The sequence below is a fragment of the Pedobacter sp. KH_004 genome (assembly GCF_057840755.1).
Genome location: NZ_CM174519.1, coordinates 4,246,734 through 4,270,620 on the forward strand (window position 1 = coordinate 4,246,734; position 23,887 = coordinate 4,270,620).

At 38.5% G+C, this 23,887-nt stretch carries 17 protein-coding genes and 1 tRNA gene; 8 read left to right on the forward strand and 10 right to left on the reverse strand.

The window, feature by feature from the left end:
* Positions 1–279: 279 nt before the first annotated feature.
* Positions 280–3,021 carry a hypothetical protein gene (locus tag AC3ITD_RS18280; RefSeq protein ID WP_489361913.1) on the forward strand — a complete coding sequence of 914 codons (2,742 nt, stop codon included), beginning with the start codon at positions 280–282 and terminating at the stop codon, positions 3,019–3,021.
* 199 nt (positions 3,022–3,220) lie between these two features.
* On the forward strand, positions 3,221–4,033 hold the full coding sequence (locus AC3ITD_RS18285; RefSeq protein ID WP_489361915.1) for an HNH endonuclease: 813 nt from the start codon (positions 3,221–3,223) through the stop codon (positions 4,031–4,033).
* 84 nt (positions 4,034–4,117) lie between these two features.
* On the opposite strand, the gene AC3ITD_RS18290 is transcribed toward AC3ITD_RS18285, so the two are convergent.
* Positions 4,118–4,729: a GIN domain-containing protein gene (locus AC3ITD_RS18290; RefSeq protein ID WP_489361917.1), complete on the reverse strand. Its 612-nt coding sequence runs from the start codon at positions 4,727–4,729 to the stop codon at positions 4,118–4,120.
* A gap of 656 nt (positions 4,730–5,385) precedes the next feature.
* Here AC3ITD_RS18290 and AC3ITD_RS18295 point away from each other — a divergent pair.
* Positions 5,386–5,952: a DUF6088 family protein gene (locus tag AC3ITD_RS18295; RefSeq protein WP_489361919.1), complete on the forward strand. Its 567-nt coding sequence runs from the start codon at positions 5,386–5,388 to the stop codon at positions 5,950–5,952.
* Between the two features lie 127 nt (positions 5,953–6,079).
* Here AC3ITD_RS18295 and AC3ITD_RS18300 read toward each other — a convergent pair whose 3' ends face one another.
* From AC3ITD_RS18300 to AC3ITD_RS18320, 5 genes are all read right to left on the reverse strand, one after another.
* Positions 6,080–6,826: a metallophosphoesterase gene (locus AC3ITD_RS18300; protein WP_489361921.1), complete on the reverse strand. Its 747-nt coding sequence runs from the start codon at positions 6,824–6,826 to the stop codon at positions 6,080–6,082.
* 353 nt (positions 6,827–7,179) lie between these two features.
* Positions 7,180–8,181: a nucleotidyl transferase AbiEii/AbiGii toxin family protein gene (locus AC3ITD_RS18305; protein ID WP_489361923.1), complete on the reverse strand. Its 1,002-nt coding sequence runs from the start codon at positions 8,179–8,181 to the stop codon at positions 7,180–7,182.
* The gene (locus tag AC3ITD_RS18310) at positions 8,165–8,788 is read right to left on the reverse strand and encodes a DUF6088 family protein (RefSeq protein WP_131539509.1); all 624 of its coding nucleotides are present in this window, start codon (positions 8,786–8,788) and stop codon (positions 8,165–8,167) included. Before AC3ITD_RS18310 ends, AC3ITD_RS18305 begins: the two co-directional genes overlap by 17 nt.
* 823 nt (positions 8,789–9,611) lie before the next feature.
* Complete coding sequence (locus tag AC3ITD_RS18315; RefSeq protein WP_489361925.1) at positions 9,612–10,883, reverse strand: site-specific integrase; 1,272 nt, start codon at positions 10,881–10,883, stop codon at positions 9,612–9,614.
* A 312-nt stretch (positions 10,884–11,195) separates the two neighbouring features.
* Positions 11,196–11,267 (reverse strand) — tRNA-Arg (locus tag AC3ITD_RS18320).
* 138 nt (positions 11,268–11,405) lie between these two features.
* Here AC3ITD_RS18320 and AC3ITD_RS18325 point away from each other — a divergent pair.
* The 3 genes from AC3ITD_RS18325 (at position 11,406) to AC3ITD_RS18335 (ending at position 14,215) form a co-directional block, all read left to right on the forward strand.
* On the forward strand, positions 11,406–11,798 hold the full coding sequence (locus AC3ITD_RS18325; protein WP_489361927.1) for a VOC family protein: 393 nt from the start codon (positions 11,406–11,408) through the stop codon (positions 11,796–11,798).
* 446 nt (positions 11,799–12,244) lie between these two features.
* Entirely contained in the window at positions 12,245–13,048 is an 804-nt protein-coding gene (locus AC3ITD_RS18330; protein WP_489361929.1) for a carboxylesterase family protein, read from the forward strand.
* A gap of 15 nt (positions 13,049–13,063) precedes the next feature.
* The gene (locus AC3ITD_RS18335) at positions 13,064–14,215 is read left to right on the forward strand and encodes a ligand-binding sensor domain-containing protein (protein ID WP_489361931.1); all 1,152 of its coding nucleotides are present in this window, start codon (positions 13,064–13,066) and stop codon (positions 14,213–14,215) included.
* A gap of 117 nt (positions 14,216–14,332) precedes the next feature.
* Here the strand turns inward: AC3ITD_RS18335 and AC3ITD_RS18340 are convergent, their stop codons facing one another.
* A complete protein-coding gene (locus AC3ITD_RS18340; protein ID WP_489361933.1) occupies positions 14,333–14,935 on the reverse strand; it encodes an FMN-dependent NADH-azoreductase in 603 nt (200 codons plus the stop codon).
* A gap of 236 nt (positions 14,936–15,171) precedes the next feature.
* The gene (gene metG / locus AC3ITD_RS18345) at positions 15,172–17,280 is read right to left on the reverse strand and encodes a methionine--tRNA ligase (RefSeq protein WP_489361935.1); all 2,109 of its coding nucleotides are present in this window, start codon (positions 17,278–17,280) and stop codon (positions 15,172–15,174) included.
* A gap of 40 nt (positions 17,281–17,320) precedes the next feature.
* Between metG and AC3ITD_RS18350 the strand changes: the two genes are divergently transcribed.
* A complete protein-coding gene (locus tag AC3ITD_RS18350; RefSeq protein WP_489361937.1) occupies positions 17,321–18,220 on the forward strand; it encodes a S66 peptidase family protein in 900 nt (299 codons plus the stop codon).
* Position 18,221: 1 nt separating this feature from the next.
* On the forward strand, positions 18,222–18,629 hold the full coding sequence (locus AC3ITD_RS18355; protein WP_489361939.1) for a DoxX family protein: 408 nt from the start codon (positions 18,222–18,224) through the stop codon (positions 18,627–18,629).
* Positions 18,630–18,712: 83 nt separating this feature from the next.
* Here AC3ITD_RS18355 and AC3ITD_RS18360 read toward each other — a convergent pair whose 3' ends face one another.
* Entirely contained in the window at positions 18,713–20,350 is a 1,638-nt protein-coding gene (locus tag AC3ITD_RS18360; RefSeq protein WP_489361941.1) for a RagB/SusD family nutrient uptake outer membrane protein, read from the reverse strand.
* Positions 20,351–20,379: 29 nt separating this feature from the next.
* Positions 20,380–23,487: a SusC/RagA family TonB-linked outer membrane protein gene (locus AC3ITD_RS18365; RefSeq protein ID WP_489361943.1), complete on the reverse strand. Its 3,108-nt coding sequence runs from the start codon at positions 23,485–23,487 to the stop codon at positions 20,380–20,382.
* Between the last annotated feature and the right edge of the window lie 400 nt (positions 23,488–23,887).

Below are 23,887 nucleotides of genomic sequence, written 5' to 3' on the forward strand. Positions count from 1 at the left end.
ATTTCTGCCAGGCATTTACATTGCCTAAGAAAGCAGCTTTACTATTGTTTTCTCTAACCTCCTATCGGGCTCTTGAAGCAAGAGAGGGTACAAGCTGACGACCATACCCTGCTATGCATTTTAAAATTAGCCAGATTGAGCTGACGAACTTATGTTTAAACCGAATAAGGTAATACTCCAAAATGCTGAAAAGCAATCATTTTTGCTGATCAATTGAATGGAGATGCTCTCTAATTATTCGTATTTTTATCTCCGAAATTTAAATAAATTAGCTCTCCAATGAATAAAAATCAAAGAAACAACTACGTTCAGAAAATTCAAAACTCATTATCCTCTATCAGTAGTCAAGACTTTCCGTTTCTAGCTCAAATAATTCTACAGGAAAAGTACAAACTGCAATTTGAGCTACGGGGCCAAACAATTTCGGGTGAACCCGTTGGACATTCATTGGACGCAAACTCATTGGATCGATCAATAGTATCGGAATTTGGCAAAGAAATCGGCTATTTCCTCGACAAAAAGAACACGAAAATAATTGGCGATATAGACCATGCTAACAATCTAGCTCCACAAAGTAACACCATCATACTTATGTCCACACAGATTTGTGGACCAAAGAAATACACTGAGCTTCTAGACTACTTCACAACTATCAGCAAAACATCGAAAAAAACTATTGATCTCTTTGACGGCCGTAACATTGCTGAATTTATCGTAGATGATATTTTATTAAGCTCTACGCCTGATGTTATTGGTCGACTGATCGAACTTGTTCCCGGACTGGAACAGATTCACAATGAAAATATCTTTACGAATACATTCCCGATATTAAAGGCAAAAAATTTTAAGCGAGTAGTAGACGAGTCTGAAATAATGAAAAAACTAAATGACTCCAAGTTTGTGCAGCTTTTTGGAATAAGTGGGATTGGCAAAACATATCTATCATTATCCACTGCCCAATCCATTTTCAACACCAACGATGATTGGTTGAAAATCTGGATACCAGGCCATTCCATTTCAAATGCGTCCGACCTTCACGGCATTCAAATAGAGGGGTATGGTGTCAAGCAAAATGTTATTGGGTTAATGCAGCGCTTTAACTGCATCCTGATAATCGACGGCCTTGAAAACGACATTGAAGAAGTTATCGATAAAATTGTTACTGATGTGAAGAGAGACTACAGACTGATAGTTACTTCTCAAACAATTGCAAGCGTTGAGTCAACCTACCCTGTGAAATTCGTAGACGAGGCGATTGGCCAGGAAATACTCAATCAAGATCTTTTAGACACTTGCTCGACCCGTATTTATAACCAAATCGTAACGGCCTTGGGAGCCCATCCTTTTTTACTTAACCAGATCAATATACTTATAAAATCGAATGAATTGACATGGAAAGCAATACCAAAAGAGCTGGATCACATCACTGGGTCTGAAGATGAAAAAAAACAGGTATTCTACAATAAACTATTTAAAAACCATATCAATTCACTTGGGCTGGAACTGGCTGTCTTAAAATGGGCAGGCTCAAAAGAGATTGAATATTCATTTCTGGAAAATGTGATCGGCTATACCGGGATAAGAAAATTAAAAGCCAGGGATTTCTTTAATATCCATAACAAGACCCTCTATACGCTGCACGATATTGTCTTCAAGAGTCTAGTGCAGTCAGACATGGTGGTTAATCATAAGGTTTTTGAAGCAAAGTTTAAAAAAATCCTAGAGCAAGCCTATTATTCATTCAACCCGGATTATTATCGAATGATCCATGTACATAAGGATCTCATTGAAGGTATACTGAAAGGTGGTAATCTTGACGGAATCTATTCATATTCCTATTTGTTGGCATGCAATCTAGATACCTTTGAAGAGGAACTTATCAGAAGTTATGCAGATGGGTTCCTAAAAAATCTATTTGAGAAGTATAATTCCACTCAATACTTCACACTGATGGCCTGGATTGAAATGACCGAGATCAAGTACAGGATCTTAAAAAGAGAAAGTCGAGAAACGGCAACCAAATTTCTTGAAAAAATTGTCGCCGAGCTTTCCCAATGCCTTACTGAGGCGAACAATTTGCCAAAAGACGTTTTGATGGACGTGATGAACCACTTCGGCAAATTCCAAAGGAATATTGGGCAAAATGAAGCTGCGATCATAACCTTCGAGCAACTTTTAAAGCTTGAACCGAAATTCTGCGCGGCAAAGTTTCACCTGGCCAAACTGCTTCGAAATAATAATAAACCGCGCGCACTGCTCTATCTTACTGAAATAATCAATGCCTATGGGAAGGATCAAGAAGTGTCGCCAACAATCGTACTGGCTTCTTTCAAGGAATTCAAAGTTTACAAAGAATTTGATGACCTATTCCTTAATAAATTCATAGATGATTTTCGAGATCTGATATCTCAGACAATGGTTAGCAAATTTGATCTTCCCTACGAGGTATTGGGGGCACTATCGTCTAAAATTGGCTTTAATTATCCTGATAAAATTATAGCGCTTGCCGAAAGCTTGCCTATACCATCGGAAAACAGTCTGGAAAACAATACGTTATTCGACGTTGGTCAAATATATTACAACACAGCTAAGGCATATAATGATTTAGGCAATATCAATAAAGGAGCGGAATATGCTGATCAATCCTTAGCATTTTATGCCAGGCTTAAAAGACCAACGGATTTTCATTTGAGATTCATTGCTGAATCCTACTTATTAAAATTAGAATCAAAACTGGCGCTTCAGCACCTGAATAAGATGTCCAAGCCTGATGAACTATGGAGCAGCTATACAAGAGCGAAGGCACAAAGAATGGCTCTTGAGTATCATGAAGCTCTGACCACCATTAACCACTGCATAAAACAGGCAAAAATGCCAACGACCGTATTCTTCCGTGAAAGGGCATTGATAAAGATTTCAATAAAGGATAAATCCTACAAAGATGATTATGAACTAGCGTTGAAATACAGTGATGAAGGGAAATTTAGGGAAATGATCATCTCCGAGATAGCTGCTCTTTGATCGTGTAAAAGAACAGCTCGATAATGAACTAATGAAGCAAAAGCCCTTAAGTAGTTGCGTTCTGGGAAAATTGTATGGTAAAGAGGGAGTATTTACTCTTTTGCCATTTCTTAATATTTTTGGCTTTTAACGGAGCCTATGCTCACATACATTTAAAGATCCGGCTAAACTAGCCTAAACTTAACCTAAATCAGAAATATTGAATTCTGCACTTCAAAAATACCTAAAAGCATTTGTAGGCCTTAAACGTGGTATTACTAAATATGGCCTTGCTCCACATAAGCCAGTTTTATTACTTAGCTTAATTGAACTTATAGATAAAGGTGAAGTAACCAACAACCAATTTGAAGTAAATGCCGATTTGGTAGCAACTTTCAAAGAAAACTGGCTTTTACTCGTTCCGACATTACATCAATCAGATTTTACCCAGCCGTTTTACTATTTACAGAGTGAAAAGGTAGCAGGCAAATCCTTTTGGTCGTTACAGCCCAATTTGGGCATGCAGCTTAATTCGCACAATAAATCAGTGAATCGATTAAGCGAAATTTGTGCCTTTGGTTACTTTGATCCAGAGCTCGCTATTTTATTGATTGATAAGACAAATAGAATGATCGCAAAAAATCTTTTATTGGATACTTATTTCTCTGCTTATAAAGCTAATTATATATCTGCGAAAAATCATGGAGATGGCTATCTGCACCAACAGGAAGAGTTTGTATTAAATGAACCAATGGCAAACTATAAGCGGGTTATTATTAACACAGAAGAAGATGACAAAGTAACAAATGGTATCGCTTTATGTCCAAATTTACATCGTGCTTTTGATCGTGGACTCGTTAGCATCTCCAATGACTATACTGTTTTACTTTCGAATCATTTAATCGAAAACGAGAAACATACCTATGCACTAAATAGCCTAATCTATAGAAAAATTATATTACCAAAAGAACGAATCCATTTTCCTGAGCTTGCTGCAATAACATGGCACAGGGAAAACATCTTTAAGAATTAATAGTAATATCCAAATAAGAATTTGTCTTACAAAAAAAAGCAACCCAAATGGGCAGCTTCAGTTTATCTGTGATGTATATGTTTTCTATTTTGCTAAAACAATAGCATTTTGTTCCGCGTCCATGATGGCTAGAGAAGCAAAAGAGGAAGATTTCAAAGCGGTAAAGTCAGCTAATTTTAAATTTTTCATGTTGCTAGCGATCATTGTACTTTGATCAGCGGTACCATTTAATTTTAATACCGCATCATCCTTAACGATTGTATATAGACTGCCTGCTGTAGTTTTAATCCTCGCTGTAGCACTCTGACCCAAAAACAATTGAAGGTATTTTACATCGAAATTATTGCTGGTGACCACAACTGATTGACCATAAGCTTCAATCCTTTCTAAATCCTTCACGGTAATATTAAGTATGACCTGACTGGTTTCTTCTGAATTGATAAACAAGGTTTTTCCATCAGTTGATACCGAGGTTTTTGCAGCATCATAGTTGCTAGTGCCCTCTACATTTTGCTTGTCACCTTGGGTTAAGACGATTTTCACATTCCCGCTCACCCAGATCCTGTTGAATTTTGATAATGAAGCAGTTTTTGTTTCTGCTTTAACTGGCTCAGCGGCAAAAGTTGCCACCGTTGATGAAGTTAATACTACTGCTGTTAATGCTGCTGCGAATATTGTTTTTGCTAAAGTTTTCATATCGTTTATATTTTAGGTTTTTGCTATTTTTTGTTATTAAGACGCAGCTGTCCATCAAACGTTTCAGGCAAAAATCCCGTAATATACCAGCGTAGGGAACCACTAGACCAACGCCTGTAATTTCTAGACGAACAGTTGCGAATTCTATAGCCAGATTTGCATAAATTTATCTATTGTGGCAATACGTATGTTTTTTGAATAAGTCCTATATCTAATGATTTGATGGCTACCATATCATCGGCGGATAGTTCGAAGTCAAATAGGTTAAAATTTCCTTAATCTTTTATTTACTGATTTTTGAATAGCACTGACCTCTCTTTGAATGAACCATCGCAAGACTACTTGGGCAATGCCCTTATTATATTTACCTGACAGTTCTTTTAAAAGTTCATGGATAAAAAGAGCGACTCGAACACAAATTGTGCATAAAAACAGATTTATCAATGGCGCTTCCATGACGAACTCAAACTGGAAATATAGAGATGTAAAATTTTTCAACTTGAATATGTGCTTATATTTAGATGCATGTAAAAAGATAGTAGAAGCAAAAGCTCTTTTCAATTTGATTTTTTTAGAGCTGATTATTGAATGAAATTTCGTCAAAAATCATGCAAATACTTTAATAATCCATATATTTTTAACCAAAAGGATTTGTTATGCCAAAATTAGAGGAATTAAAGAGTCATCTTAAAAAAGGGGTGATATACAAAAGGGATGAACTGCAAAAGTGGTCAAAATCAATAGACAGGCATCTTTCGGAACTTACAGGTGAGGGGACTTTGAAAAGAGTTGGCCCTGGGCTATATCACTTTCCGAAGAAAAATGCATTTGGTTTTGAGCCACCGGCGGATGATATGCTCATCAAGAAATTCTTGGACAATACCAACTTTCTGATTACTTCTTTCAATTATTTTAATGCGTTGGGCCTGGGGACGACACAGTTGTATAACAAACAGATTGTCTACAACCACCTGCGCAGCGGAGATATTAAATTGGGTAACAAATTGTTCACCTTTAAAAAAAGGTCTGCTTTTCCAACCAAGCCTACCAAGGAATTTTTGGTGATTGACCTAATCAATAATTTGGAATCACTTGCTGAGGATCAGCCCAAAGTACTTGAAAAGGCATTGGAAACAGCAAGGAGTTTGGATCAGCAGTCTTTAGGAGATGCTGCTGAAAAATATGGAAACCCAAAAACAAGAAAGTTATTAGCTACGAACTAAGTAATTACGTAAGTTATATGAATAGTAAGTTTCTTCACCAGCGAAAGGATATCAAAAACTTGATAAATCCTTATTATTATTAAGCCTCTAATATTTCAGAGTAGTGATACGATAGCCGCATTCTAAACTAAATCTCAATGATCAAATCTTTTTCATAGCCATTATACTCCTCATTCAAATAGCCATGTGGATTACAGATAATTTCAGTGTTACCAATAGTATATCTAGTAGGCGTGTGGATATGGCCATGAATCCAATACAAGGGCTGATGCTCCAAAATCACATCTTCAAGGTTTGAAGCATAGGCAGATGACAAGATATCATCTCTATAAAGCTCGGGTATTGATTGCAGGCTAGGTGCATGATGGGTAATTACCACATTCTTATAACCGCGTGATTCTTTAAGACTTTTTTGTAGCCAAGATTTTGATTTCTGGTGAATCTGATAGGTATCTATTGTTCTTAACTTTGAATAAGCTGGATCTCTGCGTATCTGCACATAATCGTTCATTTTGGCTTGACAAATAATGCCAGACTCCACAGGATTTCCATATAAGGAAAAATCCGTCCACATAGTTGCACCGTGGAACCTTATGCCCTCAAACTCAACCATATTATTTTCAAGGACATTTACATTTGAGTTTTTGGATGCTTCAAGTATTTTGTTGAGTGTCTTCGGGTATGATCCCTTGTAATATTCGTGATTACCCAATAAATATATTACCGGTTTATCAGGGATGTTTCGCTTTACCCATTCTATTCCTTTTGTCCCCAGGTTTGTATCTCCAGCCAGGATAATGAGATCAGCATTGCTAAAATCCAAATCTGAGATTCCAAATTCTTGATGTAGGTCGCTAATTATCTTTATTTTCATTTCTTTAGTTGATAACATTCGAATATATTATGGTTTTTCAGACAGAAATTGTTCCTAACGTTTTTACAAAAAAGGATGACTGCATTCGATGTATGATGATTGTTATTTCAAACTTAATCAACATAAATGATTGAAATAACAATCATTTAGCTAATCACTGTTTATCTAAAAAATCAATTGGCTTATAAGTAATTAGGTATAATCGGTGCATTGACACGCAAATTCGGTTTACCGAAACGGAGAATTGCGGCGATCATCGCCGAAAACTCCCATTTTCGTAAAACAAAATCCAGCTGGTATATATAAACCTTAAAACAAAAAAGCAGGCAATTTATCCTCCTGAAATAAAGAAGTTATTTTACATCTCGGAACCTTTTGGTCAGTTCCTCCATACGTCCGACCAACTTTTTAAACGTTTTCGAGTCACCATAGATCATACTTTCCTGCATGGCCTTATAATCATTTTCCCAAGCTCCCAATACCTCAACCGGTGGAATAAAGCTGATATCCTGATACCCATGTTTTTCGTAACCAATTCCTCGGATCACATTGAATTTTGCCCGATGTTCCACTATTCCCTTGTATAAATCCTTATCTTGCAGCGCCTGTTTACCATGCTCAGTATCCATAATCCTATCCAGATCATATAGATGCCGCGACATTCTTTCTGTTCTTATCTTTTCAGCAGGCTTACAAAATTCCTCATGTAGGAGAAAAACCTTTTCCAAAAAGGTACGCGCTGGCAGAACAGTAAGCACGCTGAACTGTTCCCCAGCTATGTTAAAACCGCCCAAAGCCTGCGAAATAATCGGGCTAATTTCCCTTTGCTCTGAAGGCTCTTTTAGCGACCTGGCACCAATCTCGATCAGTACAGCCTCTTTTAAATAACCGCCTTTTTCTAGTACAGACTCGTAATACAGCTCCAGTACCTGAGGATCCCGGTCAGATTCTGTCGTTTCAGCCACTTTTAAAGAAAACAGATCTGCAGGGATGCCCAAATCGAGCAACTCCTTTTCCAACCCGTCCCTAAATTCCCCTGAAATAAAGGCACAGGAAGCCTTGCGCAATTCTTTAATCTTGGAGTTACTCAACTCTTCCCCAAAACCCAGTACCGACCGGTCAATAACCAGATCGATATCTTCGGAAAAACGCTCGATCAGGTCCCAGGATTTACTTAAAGAAGTACCGCCTTTGAACACCAAATGATCCGACCAGGGAGTCCGGAATATCGCATACAGCGCCAAAGTTACCCACCAATCCTTTTCTATCGCATAAGCGGGAAGACCAGTCTTGTTACTGGCCAGTCCCAATAATTCTTTCTGACGTTCAGCCGTTGATTTAAGCCAGTTTATCATTTTCTATCGATTTAGAGAGTTCATTCAATATCACCGCAATCCATGCCGGTGCTAATTTAGCGTCATGTTCAATGTTCCTGTTATCTTCATCCTTCAGTACCAACTTCAAACGGTCTAGCATTTGGCTATCCACATTCTTCTGACCCAGTTCTGAAAGCGCCTGTATCACCAGCGTACTGATCTTTCCTTTAGTAGCCAGCTTCTTTGCCGTTGTAGGCTTAAAAGTAATCCGCTGCTTTCCGATCTTGATTTTCCTGGGCGCACCATCAGTCAGATAAGTAACATTCATCGGCACCTGTGTAGTCAGCCTCAGTTTATGTAAAGCAGCAGATCCTGTAGGAATAATCCTCGCATGATCACGCCTAGCAATACTTTCCGCTATCTCCTCAGTAGAAGGGTAGAGGCTACCAAAAACAGGATCTATCTTCGGATACAAATAAATTCCATGCGCAAGCCGTTCCAGTACATGATCCCTTTCAAGCCTGTACAGGCTGCTCCTGATCGCATCAGCACTACCAATATCCGAAAAGTCGGTTGGGAAAAACAGCTTTCCGCGCTTATTCTTTATTATCTTGTTAACTATCTGATTATGTGCTGAATATTTCATATTAAAATGAATTATTTTGCCACAAATTTATGAAATATTTGTGACACTTTATACTAGCTTTTTTTGGCTCATAAGAAGAATGATTGACGTATAGGAATAAGTCATGGCCCATCTTTGATGGGCCATGACTATACAGCAAGTGCCTTTTATACTGTTTACCGAATGGCAACAAAGTTGCCATTCGGTAAACAGTAAGCGAATAAAGGGCATAGAGATCCCTTTAAAAAGGCTTATTTTTTAAAATTTTTGGATTTTCTTCGAAGATTATCAAAGATAAAAACAAAATATAAATAATCAAAAAACTTGTTTATAATCAGTCACTTAAGTCTACTTGCTACTCGCACTTCCTAAATCTGTTGGAAATTTGATTGGGCCCGTTTTTTCTCTTAAGTTGCCTTGCTACCATAATACCTCAAAACACTATAATTATAAAAACTCACAGTTGCCATAAAAATGTTCCCTAAAAAGATTACACCATGAACTATATTTTAATGATTTTACTCAACTAAGAAGAATCTAAATTAACATTGCTTCAATATTCAAAGCCTATAACAGCTACATAGCTAACAATCTAGCTAAAAAGCTTCATAACCTTCACATCACCATCATCCTCCTCTTTATCCTTCTAGAAGTTTCTTCTGTAATGCAGACATCTTAATACCAGTTTAAAAAAACATAAAAAGTAATACTATTAGTATAATAATTATTTATTTTTTAAACCCTTGTGTGAAAATTATCTGCCTAGTGTTGATACAAATACTGGCAATTAGATTAAGATTGACAAGACAAATTACAACCGATTTCCGTTTACACTGAAAGCAATTTATCTAAATAGCTTCATAACTTTCATATCACCAGTATCTTCTTCTTCCTTATCTCGGTTTAAAAGTTTCTCCTGTAATGCAGACATCTCAGTACTAACTTTAGTATCGATAACCTTCGCATAATGCTGTGTTGTTTTCAAGCTATTATGACCAAGCATTTGGGATACGGTCTCAATCGGAACACCATTTGAAAGGGTAATAGTGGTTGCAAAAGTATGCCTGGCGAGATGATAAGTAAGCACTTTAGTGATGTTACAAAGATCGGCGATTTCTTTCAGGTAACCATTCGTGCGTTGATTAGTGAGCACTGGCAACGCGACTTTTCTCCATCTGCATATCCTGTGATTCTTATACCTGTCAAGAATTACTTTCGCCTCATCCAACAAAGGGATGTGACAGGGTGTTTCCGTTTTCTGCCGTTTAATGAATATCCATAAATTACCGTCATCACCCTTTGTAATCTGATCGGGGCGAAGCTGTTTCACGTCTATATAAGACAAGCCTGTATAGCAACTGAAAATAAAAATGTCACGAACAATGTTTAAGCGCTCGAGTGGAAATTCCCTGTTTTTGATCCTATCCAACTCTTCCATATTTAGAAAAGTCCTTGCCTTAGCTTTAGCAGTATTGCGATAATTTAAAAATGGATTACCAACAATCCACCCGGCACCCAGGCAATACAGCATGATTTTTTTCAGGTGAACAATATATTTCCGGGCAGACATTGCATTATTTCCCCGATCTATTCTAAGAAATAGCTCATAATCGGTGATAAATTTAAAATCTACCTTTTTGACGTTAATGTCCTGAACCTCATATTTGAGCTGAAGAAATTGTTTAACATGTCTGATGGAACTTTGATAGGTTTGAAACGTGCTATAACTGTATCCTTTACCAATCAGTTTTTCCATATTGTCATTGTGCTTCTGATAAACTCTTAGCAGGCTGTGGTTAGACGTATTCTTTCCGGTAAGATGATCCCTCAACACTACCGCTGTCACCTCATCTTCCTTTTCAACAAGAGTGGTATGAAACCGTCGAACTTTTGAGGCCAGCGTATCCAGATAATCATTAAGTTCCCGGATCTCCTCGCGCAGGCCAGTGCCTTTTCCTTTAAGCGCAGACCAGAAGCTGGGAACAATTTCCCTGCCGACAGAATATTCCGAATGTTTTCCTTTCACGGTAATCCGTAAATAGATGGGCATCATCTCGCCCTTGATAAAATTTTTTGGTCTTTTCAGATAGAATAAAAGATGAAAATTGTAACTCATAATGATACATTTAAAATTAAACAAATGTACATTTGAGCCAGTGAGTCATCAAGATGTTCGTCAGTCGAACGACCTGTAAATCAATATCTTACAAAATAATCCAGCACCCGAACATTTCGGAATAATTCTGGTTTTGATATTTCAATCAATCTACTGAACTACAGCGCTTTACAAGAAATAGTAAATGTTCGTCTCACTAAAACCAGTCATTCAGAATGAACAACTATGAGTCTTAATGTGTTATAAAAACCAAAACAAAGCCTTGAAAATCAACGATTTGCGTGGCAATGTTCTGGTTTGAATCTAAGGAAGTGGTCCCGACGAGAATCGAACTCATATCTAAAGTTTAGGAAACTTCTATTCTATCCGTTGAACTACGGGACCATTTATGCCGCAAATATAATAAAAGTTTTGAGGCTAAATGTGTGAACTTGATGTTTCGGATGATATCCTTGGGGAAGGCTATCCTAAACAATAGCGGATGTTATCTGTTGCATTATATATTCACCTCATATTTCTGTTATGGATACGAAAATGATCTGGGCTAATCTTGCCGTGAAAGACTTGGCACGAACTGCTGAATTTTACAATGCCCTTGGCTTTAAACAAAATGGGGAGCAAACTACCGATCTGGTGAGCTTTTCTTTTGGCAATAATCATTTCATTATTCATTTCTTTACAGAACAGCAATTTACCAATGCAGCAAAGTTAGAGAACACGGTTCTTCACACCGGAACTGAAATTATGTTTAGTCTCTCAGCAGAGAGCCGCGAAGAAGTTGATGTCTGGTTTGAAAAGACGAAGGCTGCTGGAGCCGCTATTTACGCCGAGAAAGAAAATTATCAAAAAGGTTACACCTTTGGCTTTTCGGATCCAGACGGACATAAGTTTAACGTGCTTTATTGGCCATCTTAATTTGAAGTTTACTTTCGACAAAACTTTGAACAGAGTCTCTAAAGGCTAACCTACATTATTGTATAAAAAAATCAGCAGATGCAATTTGTGCATCTGCTGATGTGATCACTTTTCAACTTGTGTGTTTAAAGTGCCTGAGGTAACGTCAAAATACACGAGTGAATCACTTGCGTTTAACCTAAGTTATACATCAGTTAGTTCCAGATGTACATGCTAAATACGAATTCTCAGCAAGGCTAGTTTTAAAAAAGATATTCCTATTTATATTATCCATTGATTTTCAGCATGCTTCGATTGCGCTCATTGGTTTTGGATGAACAAACGTGAATATCGCTTAAATAAGTTAACTTGCTGCCTTCAACGTTTCGAATCTAAGTACCTGTAATAAGCGAATTACTCCAATGCTCCAACGAATAGTCCACCCTATTTTAACGGCTCTTTTTTTCATGTTAACCGCAAATGCAAATCTCGCTTTTGCGCAGAAAAAAACATTTAGGAAAACTACTATCGATAGTTTGACTTTTACCCAAAACAGAAAAATAGTAAATAGTTTAAATACTAATGTATGGCTCAAAAAAGCTTTCACGCTTGATAGCATCCAAATTCCTTATCGGCTTCTTTTACCTAAAGCGCCTAAAACCGGAAAGAAAGGCTACCCTTTGGTGATTACTTTTCATAATTCCACCAGAATAGGCACCGACAATAAGCAGCAACTGGAGCCACTGGCAAAAATTTGGCTCCGACCTGAAATTTATAATGACTATCCATGCTATGTGGTGGCACCACAATTCAACAGGCGATCTTCCAACTATGCGAATGATGAGGTGGGTACTGCAATTGCAAAACCCTCTGCGGATGTTTCTGCTTTATTGAAATTGATTGACCAATTGGCAGATGAATATCCTGATATCGATCGAAATAGAATTTACCTGATCGGCTACTCCATGGGCGCCTCTACTGCACAAAATCTACTGAACCTGGCGCCAGATAAATTTGCAGCAACCGTTTCTATCGCAGCCGTTTCAGATTTCTCTAACCTTCAAAAGATAAGGCTAAAAAACATTTGGCTCATCCATGGCGAAAAAGACGACGAAAACCCATACCAGAGTAGTTTGGCTTTATTTGATCGATTGGCTTCCAACAAAAATCTCGTTTTCACAACCTTCACCAATCTAAATCACAACAACATTGTAATTCCGTTTTTATTAACTGAGGAGATTCCAAAATGGCTGTTTAGTAAATGGAAATAATTTTTGATAGAACAAATGATCGCACCTGCAGGAAACCAGTATCTGTTTAATCGGAATTTGATGATGAAGGCGAAGGCGGTTTGGCTTTACCTGCTACTTTTTGGCGGCTTATCAGTCACCTTTATCGTTGCAGCAATGATCGACCCAAATGTTGGAAAAGGGATTAACGGGTTGACTGACAAAAATCGATACAGCCAAAAAGATATCAACCCTTTAATGTTGAAATACACCACTGGGATCCGCTCTATTTTTGCAGATAGCAAAGGAGATATTTGGTTTGGCAGTCACCAGGAGGGTGTTGCGCTGCTTCATAAAGGGAAATTTGAATATTTTAATAAGTCGAATGGTTTAAGTGATCATCAGGTACGGAACATTTATGAAGATAAAAATGGTGTGGTTTGGTTTGAGTGCGGCAGGGGCTTAAGCCGATATCAAGACGGTAAAATGGCGGTTTATACCCAGAAGGATTACCATAAAAAAAACGACTGGAAGCTCAACAAGAATAGTATTTGGTTTAAGGGAAATGAGATGGAAGCCTATAATCAGCTTGAAGGCAACCCTGGCGTATACGAATATGATGGAAAAAACCTCTCCTACCGCACATTTCCCATTCGTTCCAGAGTAGGGCATGAAAATCATTTCTCAATTTCTACGGCTTTTGTGAAGGGCAAAAATGGCAGACTTTGGTTTGGCTCCTATGGCGCAGTACTGGGCTATGATGGCACCAATTTTAAAATTCTGAACGATTCGACCCTGGGTTTGAGCGACAAAACCGGGCATCTCCACACCAGAGCGATCATGGAAGATCGTAAAGGCAACCTTTGGATTGGCAACAACGGGATAGGTGTATTGAGATACGACGGCAATAAGGTTGTTAATTTTACTGTTGAACAAAAACTTAGAAAAGCCGACATCGGGGGGAATTCGTTAGAAAAAGTTTTTGCACTTGCCGAGGATCAGTCCGGAAATATATGGTTTGGAACCGTAGGATCTGGTGTATGGCGATATGATGGAAAGTTGATGAAGAATTTTACTAAAGCAGATGGACTGGAGAGCCAACACATCTGGACAATCTACAAAACACCGCAAGGCGAATTGTGGTTCGGCGGCGCAAACCCAAGTGGAGTATACCAGTTAACGGGAGATAGGTTTGAAAGGAAATTTTAACCTTTACATCTATAATTTAACCTACCAAGCCAATAGGTCGCAGCTGCTACTGTGGCTTATGGCTTGGCAGGTTTAGTTTGAAATCAAACTCTTTATTTTTTTTCAGTGTAAGAATTATTACGCTATTTCAATATTTTCTATCCCCTTTTCTAAAGCAGTTTCTTTTAGATCAGGCATATTTACGCCTTCTACTCTGAAAACAGTAACATCTGTCATTCCCAGAAAGCCAAGAACAGCTTTTAAATAAGGTGCGGCAAAATCATAGGCTTGCATCGGTCCATCAGAATATACGCCACCAGAGGCAATGGCCAGATAAACTTTTTTCCCTTTAACTAAACCTTCAGGTCCGGTTGCTCCGTACTGAAAGGTAACGCCAGCTCTGGCGATGTGATCAATCCATGCTTTAAGCGTAGAATGGATGCCGAAATTGTAAAAAGGTACACCAATGACTAAAATATCAGCATCTTTTATTTCCTGAATCGCCTCATCAGAATGTTGTACCGCAAGCCGATTTTCAGGACTTCTCTGTTCTACAGGCCTATAAAAAGCGTTTAGATGCGCTTCCTCCAGGTGAGGGAAATGCTTGTTGATAAGATTACTTTCCTTAACCTTTGATCCTGGGTATTTCGACTGAATTTTATCGACAATGGCATTACCTAGTTTAATGCTCATAGAGGCCTCTCCACGAGGACTTGACATAATATGAAGGATATTTTTCATCTGTATATATTTTTTAAGGGTGATGAAGCGATCAGATTGATTCATTCCACTATGTGGTTTCAAAAAATCGTGATGGTTTCCTGTTTCTAAATTTACCAGACAAATTTAGCCTTAACACCTGAGCAAACCTCCCTACTATCCCAAAGGGTAGTGCTATCCTTTGGGATAGCCTCATTAATCAGGCACAAAAAAAGCCCCGAAAAACTCCGGGGCTTGATGCAAATCCTAATGATATATTATCGAATAATACTACCTTCTTGAAACTTTTCAACCGGAGCAACAAAGGTTAATTTACCTTCCGAATTCTCGGCCATCAAAATCATTCCCTGTGATAAAATTCCTTTAATTTCACGGGGAGCAAGATTAACAATCATGCTCACTTGCTTGCCGATAATATCTTCTGGCTTATAGTATTCTGCAATACCTGAAACTACAGTTCGTTCATCGATACCGGTATTTACGGTTAGCTTTAATAACTTTTTGGTTTTCTCTACCTTTTCGGCCGCTACTATAGTTGCCACACGGATATCTATTGCAGAAAAATCATCGAAATTAATGTTTTCTTTAGCAGGAGTAGCCACAACAGCACTTGCGGCATTCGTTGCTTTACTTTGATTCAGTTTTTCAATCTGAAAATCGATTTCAGCATCTTCAATTTTCTCGAAAAGGAGTACGCCTTCTCCAATCTGATGACCGCGTTTAAGCAAACTCACACTTCCTGCATCATCCCAATCATGACCACCATTCACCAGCATCTTCATCAACTTCTCTGCTGTAAACGGCAGAAAAGGCTCAATTAAGATTTGAATATTTGCTGCGATTTGAAGCGACAAGTGCAAAATGGTCCTCACGCGGTCTTCATCTGTTTTAATCAGCTTCCAGGGTTCAGTTTCTGCTAAATATTTATTTCCCAAACGGGCAACATTCATCACTTCGGATAAAGCCTCTCTAAAACGATAATTCTCTATTGAAGCCGATATTTTTGCCGGATAACCTGCCAGCTCATCAATTACAGCTTGATCCACTTCAGTAATTTCCATGCAGGTGGGCACAATTCCATTGAAATATTTATGGGTAAGTACCACCACGCGGTTTACAAAATTGCCAAGTATAGCGACAAGCTCGTTATTGTTTCTGGCCTGAAAATCTTTCCAGGTAAAATCGTTATCCTTTGTTTCTGGTGCTGTTGCGGTAAGTACATAACGCAACACGTCTTGTTTGCCCTCAAACTCACGCAGGTATTCGTTTAACCAAACTGCCCAGTTTTTAGAGGTAGAAATCTTCTGTCCTTCGAGGTTTAGAAACTCATTGGCTGGCACATTGTCGGCCAGGGTATAATCGCCATGCGCCATTAACATGGCCGGAAAAATGATACAGTGAAAAACAATATTATCCTTGCCAATGAAATGTACCAATTTGGTTTCATCACTTTTCCAATATTCCTCCCAACCACATTTATCCGCTTCGTAATTACTGATGTAATATTCTTCCGCTTTTGGATTCCAAACATCGAGTTTGGCATAGTTACAAAGTTCTTTTGTAGCAGAGATATAGCCAATTGGAGCATCGAACCACACATATAATACTTTACCTTCCGCATCGCGGAGCGGAACACGTACGCCCCAATCTAAATCGCGGGTCATGGCCCGGGGCTGTAACCCAGCATTCAACCAGCTTTGGCATTGTCCGTAAACATTTGGTCGCCACTCTTTGTGGCTTTCAATATAAGTCCGCAGGCGATCTTCGTATTGATCTAAAGGTAAAAACCAGTTTTTAGTTTCCTTTAAGATGGGTTTATCTCCTGAAAGCGTAGATTTTGGATTAATTAAATCGGTAGCATTTAAAGTAGAACCGCAGTTTTCACACTGATCGCCATAGGCGTTCTCATTGCCGCATTTTGGGCACGTACCGGTAATGTATCGATCAGCTAAAAATTGTTTCGCCGTAGGATCATAATATTGCTCTGTAATTTCTTCGGTAAATACACCTTTATCATAAAGGGTTTTAAAAAAATCTGAAGCCGTTTGATGATGAGTTTGCGAAGAGGTACGGTGATAAATATCGAAAGAAACCCCAAACTCTTTAAAAGAATCTCCGATAATCTTATGGTATTTATCTACCACCTCCTGTGGGGTAATTCCTTCGCGTTTTGCCTTCAAAGTAATTGGCACACCGTTTTCATCCGACCCGCAGATAAACTTCACATCGCGTTTATTCGACCGAAGGTAGCGGGCATATATATCAGCAGGAATGTAAACACCGGCTAGGTGCCCGATATGTACCGGCCCATTGGTATATGGAAGTGCTGCCGTTACGGTATATCTTTTTATTTTACTATTATCCAAAACAATTTTTATTAATTTGGCAAAGATAAGTGTTTTAAAGATGATTAAGCAGCCCCCGTATTTAAAAAAAGGAGATAAGATTGCCATAGTTTGTCCGGCAAAGAAATTACCTAAATCCATTGATAGTGCAATTTCCATTTTGGAAAATTGGGGCCTAGAGGTTATAGTTGGCGAAAGTGTATATGCAAGTCACCATCAGTTTGCCGGCACAGATCAATTGAGAACCAACGACATTCAGCACTTTTTGGATGATGAAACAGTGAAAGCGATTATTTGCGGTCGCGGGGGCTATGGCACCATCCGTATTATTGACGAACTCGACTTTACGAAGTTTAAGCAGAATCCGAAATGGTTTATTGGATTTAGTGATGTGACGATTCTACTTTCGCACATTATAGCGCAAACCCAGATCCAATGCTTACATGCGCAAATGCCTTACACTTTCGATGAATCTACACCTGAAGCTTTAGCGTCATTAAAAAAGGCGGTTTTTGGTGAGCGTCAAACTTATCATTACCGCAGCGAATTTAATAATCAACCAGGTGTTGGAACAGGCGTTTTAATAGGGGGAAATTTAACATTGCTTGTCATGATGCAGGGATCAGTTTCGGAGATGGATTTTGATGATAAAATCTTATTTCTAGAAGATGTGGGAGAACAAGAGTATAGCATCGATAGAATGTTGAGGATGCTGAAGCGTGCCGGAAAGCTAAGAAATCTTCGGGGCTTAATCATTGGTGCATTTAATGAAATCGCAGAAGAAAAGATCTTTTTTGGCCAAACGGCAGAGCAGGTAATTTGGGATATCGTGAAAGATTATGCTTATCCTGTTTGTTTCAATTTTCCCACCGGACATATTGAAAATAATTTAAGTATGGTTTTAGGCGCTGAGGTGGAGTTAACAGTAGAAAAAAACAACGTTCAATTTAAATATTTATAATATGGCGACTTTTGATAGTTTGGGTAAGTATCGCAACACTGGCCTGTTAATTCTCCGCATTGGTTTGGGGGTGATGTTCATTATTCATGGTTTTCCAAAATTAGCTGGTGGCCCTTCCGGCTGGGCAGGTTTAGGCGGCAGCATGAAAGTTGTAGGCATTGATTTCTTACCCGTTTTTTGGGGCTTTATGGCTGCTGTGGCTGAAACCTTTGGCGGCTTTTTGTTAATTGTAGGATTATTTTTTCGCCCTGCTTGTATGTTATTGGTTTTTACAATGGCTATTGCAGCTTTGGTTCATTTTGGAAAAGGCGATGGCTTAAAAGGCGCAAGCCATGCAATAGAATTGGGTATTGTATTTTTCAGCTTGATTTTTATCGGCCCTGGGAGATATAGTGTAGATAAGAAATAATTTATTAATCATGTAAAAGCAAAAAGCCAGCGAATCGCTGGCTTTTTGCTTTTACATGTCTTATTTAAAACTCAATAATGTTCTTAGTTTGCAATTGCTGGACTTCCATTTCCAGGACTATTGTAGCTATACTCGTGAACAGGAACGTCCCAATAATCCCAATAGTTATAATCAATAAAGCATGGCAATAACGTCCAGCTTCCTGCAGGTGTAGCGCCTATTTCAGCATTTGGCACAATTACATTCGCATTTGCCCTACCACCACCAGCACTTGCCTTAGTGGTTACACCCCAGCGTCGGGCATCGTAAAACGCCAAGCCCCTCAATGTTAGTGCAATCCTGCGTTCTTTTCTTAATTCTTCAATTGCTTGCGTTTGATTTAATCCTGTTCCGGCTACCGATGCTAAGCCAGCGCCATTTGTCGCACGCACCTGATCAATTAATGCTAAACCTGCATCAATATTGTTGTTTCGTATCTCTACTTCAGCTAGCATAAGTGCATTTTCCTCCCAAGATCCGGCAAAATTCGCAAAACCGCTTCTCGCGTTTGTAGACCAATAGCCACCATTTTGAATCGCGGTAAAGAAATAACGGCCACCAAACTGATATCCTCTGGCTTGCCTGTTTACCTCAGCAAGCGGCAATGTGCTTACGCCTTTCACAAAACGTTGATCTCCTGCTTTGAAATCTTGTACCCACCGCTCTGATGGATACATCCATCCAGGGTTATTTGCGTGTGAATTCCATAATAGAGTATGTTGCTGATTGTTTAGCGAAAGTCCTTCAGCAGCAACCGCTGAAATCCCTAACAAGAAGGTGATATCTCCTTGAGCCAGACCTGCTGTAGCCAAAGTTTTAATTGATGCTAAATCTCCAGCGGTTAATTCGCTAGCTTTTTTGTTTACTAAAATATTTCTGGCCTTATAAGTATTTATGCCTCTCATCCACATTTGGGGTGTAATGGCGACATTTGGAGTTGGCCTGTTAAATGCAGGTATAATTGCCGTCATAGTGGCGGTGTAGGTTGCGTCGTTTGCAGCAATTGGTGTTAACAATGCTATAGCTTTATCAAAATTCGCATTTGCTTCCGTAATCATCTGTTGACGGGTTTTATACTGTGTATCTGTAGTACCATCAGTTTTATCATTGATTACACCTGCAACATACATAGATCCTATACGAGAATAGGCAAATCCTTTCCACCAATAAGCCCATGCTTGTAGTGTTGCCTTTTCTGATGCAGGGATGGAAATAGCAGGATTTTCAATTGCTTGCAACAAAAAGTTCGCCTGCCCATTTACAAAATAGGCCAGATTCCACTCATAAATTAAAGCATTGGTCTGAGAACCGTTAGTAGCCGATAAGTTATTTAACGCTTTCAATTGGGTAGGTTGGTCTATAACCAAAACACCGGGAATAACCTTATTGTACGGGGATGGCAAAGTAATTTTATCTACCTGATTCACATATCTCCATCCCCAGTTACCAGCAGAGCACCATTGCTCATCGCCCATAAAACTGTGCATGTTCATCGTGTGTACAAGCAGGTTATTTCCAACGTATAGTTTATTCCAGATCCCCAATGCGAATTGCTCTACGCCTTTAACTGATGCCAATGAACCTGTAGGGGTTGGCGAGTTAGGATCGTCTAATTGCAAGTCCGACTTTTTACAATTTGTCAATAGCACGACTATTGCAAAAAATGCTAATATTCTCTTCATATCAATAATATTTATTTTGTTATCAATTACTAGAAACCAATGTTTAAACTAAATTGGAAAGATTTTAGGTTCGGTGCACCGTAATAATCTACACCTGTAAATGAACCAAAACCACTTATCGTTCCACCTTGGTTCGTAAGTGCTGCAGTTGCTTCAGGATCTAAGCCTTTGTATTTTGTCCAGGTAGCAAGGTTTCTACCAGTAGCGGTTACCGATACAGATCTTAGCCAGTTTTGCTTCAATACACTTGTCAAATCATAAGTGATTGATAGGTCTCTCAACCGCACATAACTACCGTCTTCAACATAGTGAGATAATGGCGTATTAGTATTATACAAACTGTTGTAAAAAGCAACAAATGCGCCTTCCTGGCCGACAATTGTTACAGGCTCATCAAAGTCTTTGTGTAATCGATCGCGATACATCCATTGCCTGGTTTGATTGTATATTTCTCCACCTTTAACCCAATCGAACTGTATACCAACACTTAGCTTTTTAAAGATGGTGAAATGGTTTATAAATGAACTGGAAAAATCAGGATTTACATTTCCAACTACCGCTAAATCATCAGCTCCTGTTAAAACGACATTATAGTTAGCCAAATTAACTACATAACCATTGCTTGCAACGGCATAACCAGCAGCGCTGGCTTCCGGAATGTACCTTGTTCCGTTCGGTCTTAACTGATCAATGCTAGTTAAAGGTCTTTGCATATACAAATCACCTAAGTTGCCACCTGGAGAAAGATAAAATACGCCGTTAGTTAGTGGAACATTATTAGATACCTGAGTTACCTCAGTGACCGACTTACCAAATCTGAAGCCAAAGTTCCAGTCGAAGTTGTTCGACTTATATACATTTGCATCTAATGAAATATCGAAACCGTTACTTTGCAAGCTCACTAGATTATCTCTTAAACCAGTTGCTCCCGACGATGGTGCAGCTGGGGCTTCTTGTATAACATCATTTGATTTTCTTTTCCAATAGGTACCGTTTAAAACAACATTGCTTAGCCAACTACCCTTTAATGGAGTTAACGTTAAATCTGTACCGATTTCAAGCTCAGTTGTTTTTTGGATCATTAGGTTGGGGTTATTGGCTGTCGCTCTGGTGTAAAGCGTAGATCCGCTCTCGCCAAAATTACCTCTACTAAATGTTACTTGTCTGTCGTAAATACCTGGCTGCACACCTGCTTCGCCATAGGCCGCACGCAATTTCCAGTTGGTTAAGAAGTTTTTGTTGGTAAAAAATTCGGATGGATTGAAGAATACCGTTCCTCTTGGAAAGCTCGCTGGTTTGCTTTGTCCGCCAAATGCAGATGAATAGTCTGATCTAAAACCTCCAGATATACCAAATAAATTCCCCCATTCGATGGTTTGATTTACCAAGAATCCATAAACTAGAGATTCTTCAAAACTTTCACCGCCTGTTCTGGTGGTAGCACTGGATAATGTAAAGGGCGGATAAGCTGGTAGGGTTACACCCTGAGCATAGAAATAATTACTTTTAAATTTCCTTGCATCATAAGTAAATTGTGTTGAGGTTTTAATGGGTAGATCAATTTTGAAATCGTTCTGAAAATCAGTTCTGAAGAAAGCACTTGCATTACCATAATGTACAGCAGAGCTTTCGTATTCTTTAGTGATGCTACCTTCAATAACCGAACCATAGAAAACTGTTTGCGCCCTTCCTATTTGGTTAAAATAGAAATCACCTTGTTCCCATCTTCTTGTATCCAATGCATATTTCACATCAAATTCTAAAAATTTCGGGAATTTATAATTCAAGCTGAAGTTTTGAACTAAACGAGGTGTTTTGCTATAACGAGATCTCGCTTCTCTTTCAGCCAAAGGATTATTTCCATCAGTTAACGTACTAGGCTTAACAACATACTGTCCGTTAGTTGGATTTTGGAAAGTGAAATCAATCCATTGCAAAGAGTTAACTAAATTAAAACGGTTAGAAGATAACAAATCCTCTTTTGTGTAAATCAACTGGGTCGCACTTCTAAAGTTTAATCCTTTAACAGGATTAAATCCAAAATTTAAATTAAGATTAGTTCTGTTAAAATTATTGCTGTAAACATCTTGTTGAGAAAGATTTGAAGCACCGAACGAATAATCTGATTTTTCCGTACCTCCTCTTACTGTAACAGAATTGGTAAATGTATTGGCCACCTTATTTCCTTGCTCAATATGATCAAAAGTCTGAAGCAGGATTGGCTTGTTATTTTGAACAGTTTTATCGGTACCGAATGGCATTGCGGTAGGATTTGGCCAGACTCCAATTGCACTTGGAGCTAAAACGGCACCATTACTTGCGACAATGTTGCCAGATGCATCCGTTACCCAATGATGATTCGTTGCAATCAGGTCGTTTAACCGAACCACTCTGTCATTACTATATCGAGATACAAAATCGATAATCAGCTTGCTGTTTTTGGCGCCCTTTTTAGTAAATACTTGAATTACTCCGTTACCTCCCTGAGCGCCGTACAACATACCACCGGCAGAACCTTTTACAACCTCAATTCGATCCACAGTATTAGGATCTAAAGAGGTTAATAAATCAGAACTTGCCTGTACACCGTCAATTAAAATAAGAGGAGAGGAGCTTGCGAGATTTGTAAAGCCTCTTAAAATAATTTGTGGGTTAGCCCCGGGTTGACCACTTCGCTGTACGATTTGAGCACCTGCAATCTGTCCTTGCAAAGCTTGAGTCACATTTGTCGTGGCACTTTTTGGAAAATCTTTTGAATCTAGCGTAGCTACATCAATTGGCACTAGCTTTTTCTGGGTTGCAACACCAACCCCAGTGACCACCACATCCGAAAGTGTTTTTGAATCATCTATTAATACTACATTGATAACACTCCCCGATCCGATTGGTCTGGTTTCGGACGTAAATCCTAGATAGGAAAATTCTAGAGATACTGCTTTTGGTGTGACTCTAATAGAATATTTTCCATTTGCTCCAGTAACAGTGCCCCCGGCATCCCCTTTGATTTTTACACTTACACCTGGAAGCGGCATTCCATCCTCCTTGGCCGTAACTGTACCTGTGATTGTTCTGTCCTGAGCCATAGCATTTCCAGCAATAAACAGCAAAACGAACAAACTTTGTAAAAGTTTTCTCATGAAATTTAGTTTAGGTTTGATTAAATGATTGCTAAATATAAAATTTAACTCATTTTAAAGCAAATCAGAACCCCGTTTTTAATATGAAAACGTAAATTAATCTTTAAAAGGAAAACGAATCATGAAATAAAATCCTGTTTTCTCCAAATAGCTAATTAAATTAGATAAAAACAGACAACTTTTGACTAAAAAACGTAGATTTTAGTAAATTAAAGGTTAACCAAAAGAGCTAAACACAAAGAAATAAACAAAATAAACTAATCAATACAGAATCTAACGAATATAGACAACCTTTTAATGTAAAATAGAACCTTAATTAGTTCAGAATAAACCAATCTATTATTTTATACCTCTATCATCGGAACAAGCCCGGTACCACAAATGGCACCAATGAACAGCG

Bases quoted from the DNA above. Each gene is read 5' to 3' on its own strand.
- AC3ITD_RS18280 (WP_489361913.1), top strand. From the start codon at position 280: ATGAATAAAAATCAAAGAAACAACTACGTTCAGAAAATTCAAAACTCA.
- AC3ITD_RS18290 (WP_489361917.1), bottom strand. From the start codon at position 4,729: ATGAAAACTTTAGCAAAAACAATATTCGCAGCAGCATTAACAGCAGTA.
- AC3ITD_RS18295 (WP_489361919.1), top strand. From the start codon at position 5,386: ATGCCAAAATTAGAGGAATTAAAGAGTCATCTTAAAAAAGGGGTGATA.
- AC3ITD_RS18300 (WP_489361921.1), bottom strand. From the start codon at position 6,826: ATGAAAATAAAGATAATTAGCGACCTACATCAAGAATTTGGAATCTCA.
- AC3ITD_RS18305 (WP_489361923.1), bottom strand. From the start codon at position 8,181: ATGATAAACTGGCTTAAATCAACGGCTGAACGTCAGAAAGAATTATTG.
- AC3ITD_RS18310 (WP_131539509.1), bottom strand. From the start codon at position 8,788: ATGAAATATTCAGCACATAATCAGATAGTTAACAAGATAATAAAGAAT.
- AC3ITD_RS18315 (WP_489361925.1), bottom strand. From the start codon at position 10,883: ATGAGTTACAATTTTCATCTTTTATTCTATCTGAAAAGACCAAAAAAT.
- AC3ITD_RS18325 (WP_489361927.1), top strand. From the start codon at position 11,406: ATGGATACGAAAATGATCTGGGCTAATCTTGCCGTGAAAGACTTGGCA.
- AC3ITD_RS18330 (WP_489361929.1), top strand. From the start codon at position 12,245: ATGTTAACCGCAAATGCAAATCTCGCTTTTGCGCAGAAAAAAACATTT.
- AC3ITD_RS18335 (WP_489361931.1), top strand. From the start codon at position 13,064: ATGATCGCACCTGCAGGAAACCAGTATCTGTTTAATCGGAATTTGATG.
- AC3ITD_RS18340 (WP_489361933.1), bottom strand. From the start codon at position 14,935: ATGAAAAATATCCTTCATATTATGTCAAGTCCTCGTGGAGAGGCCTCT.
- AC3ITD_RS18350 (WP_489361937.1), top strand. From the start codon at position 17,321: ATGATTAAGCAGCCCCCGTATTTAAAAAAAGGAGATAAGATTGCCATA.
- AC3ITD_RS18355 (WP_489361939.1), top strand. From the start codon at position 18,222: ATGGCGACTTTTGATAGTTTGGGTAAGTATCGCAACACTGGCCTGTTA.
- AC3ITD_RS18360 (WP_489361941.1), bottom strand. From the start codon at position 20,350: ATGAAGAGAATATTAGCATTTTTTGCAATAGTCGTGCTATTGACAAAT.
- AC3ITD_RS18365 (WP_489361943.1), bottom strand. From the start codon at position 23,487: ATGAGAAAACTTTTACAAAGTTTGTTCGTTTTGCTGTTTATTGCTGGA.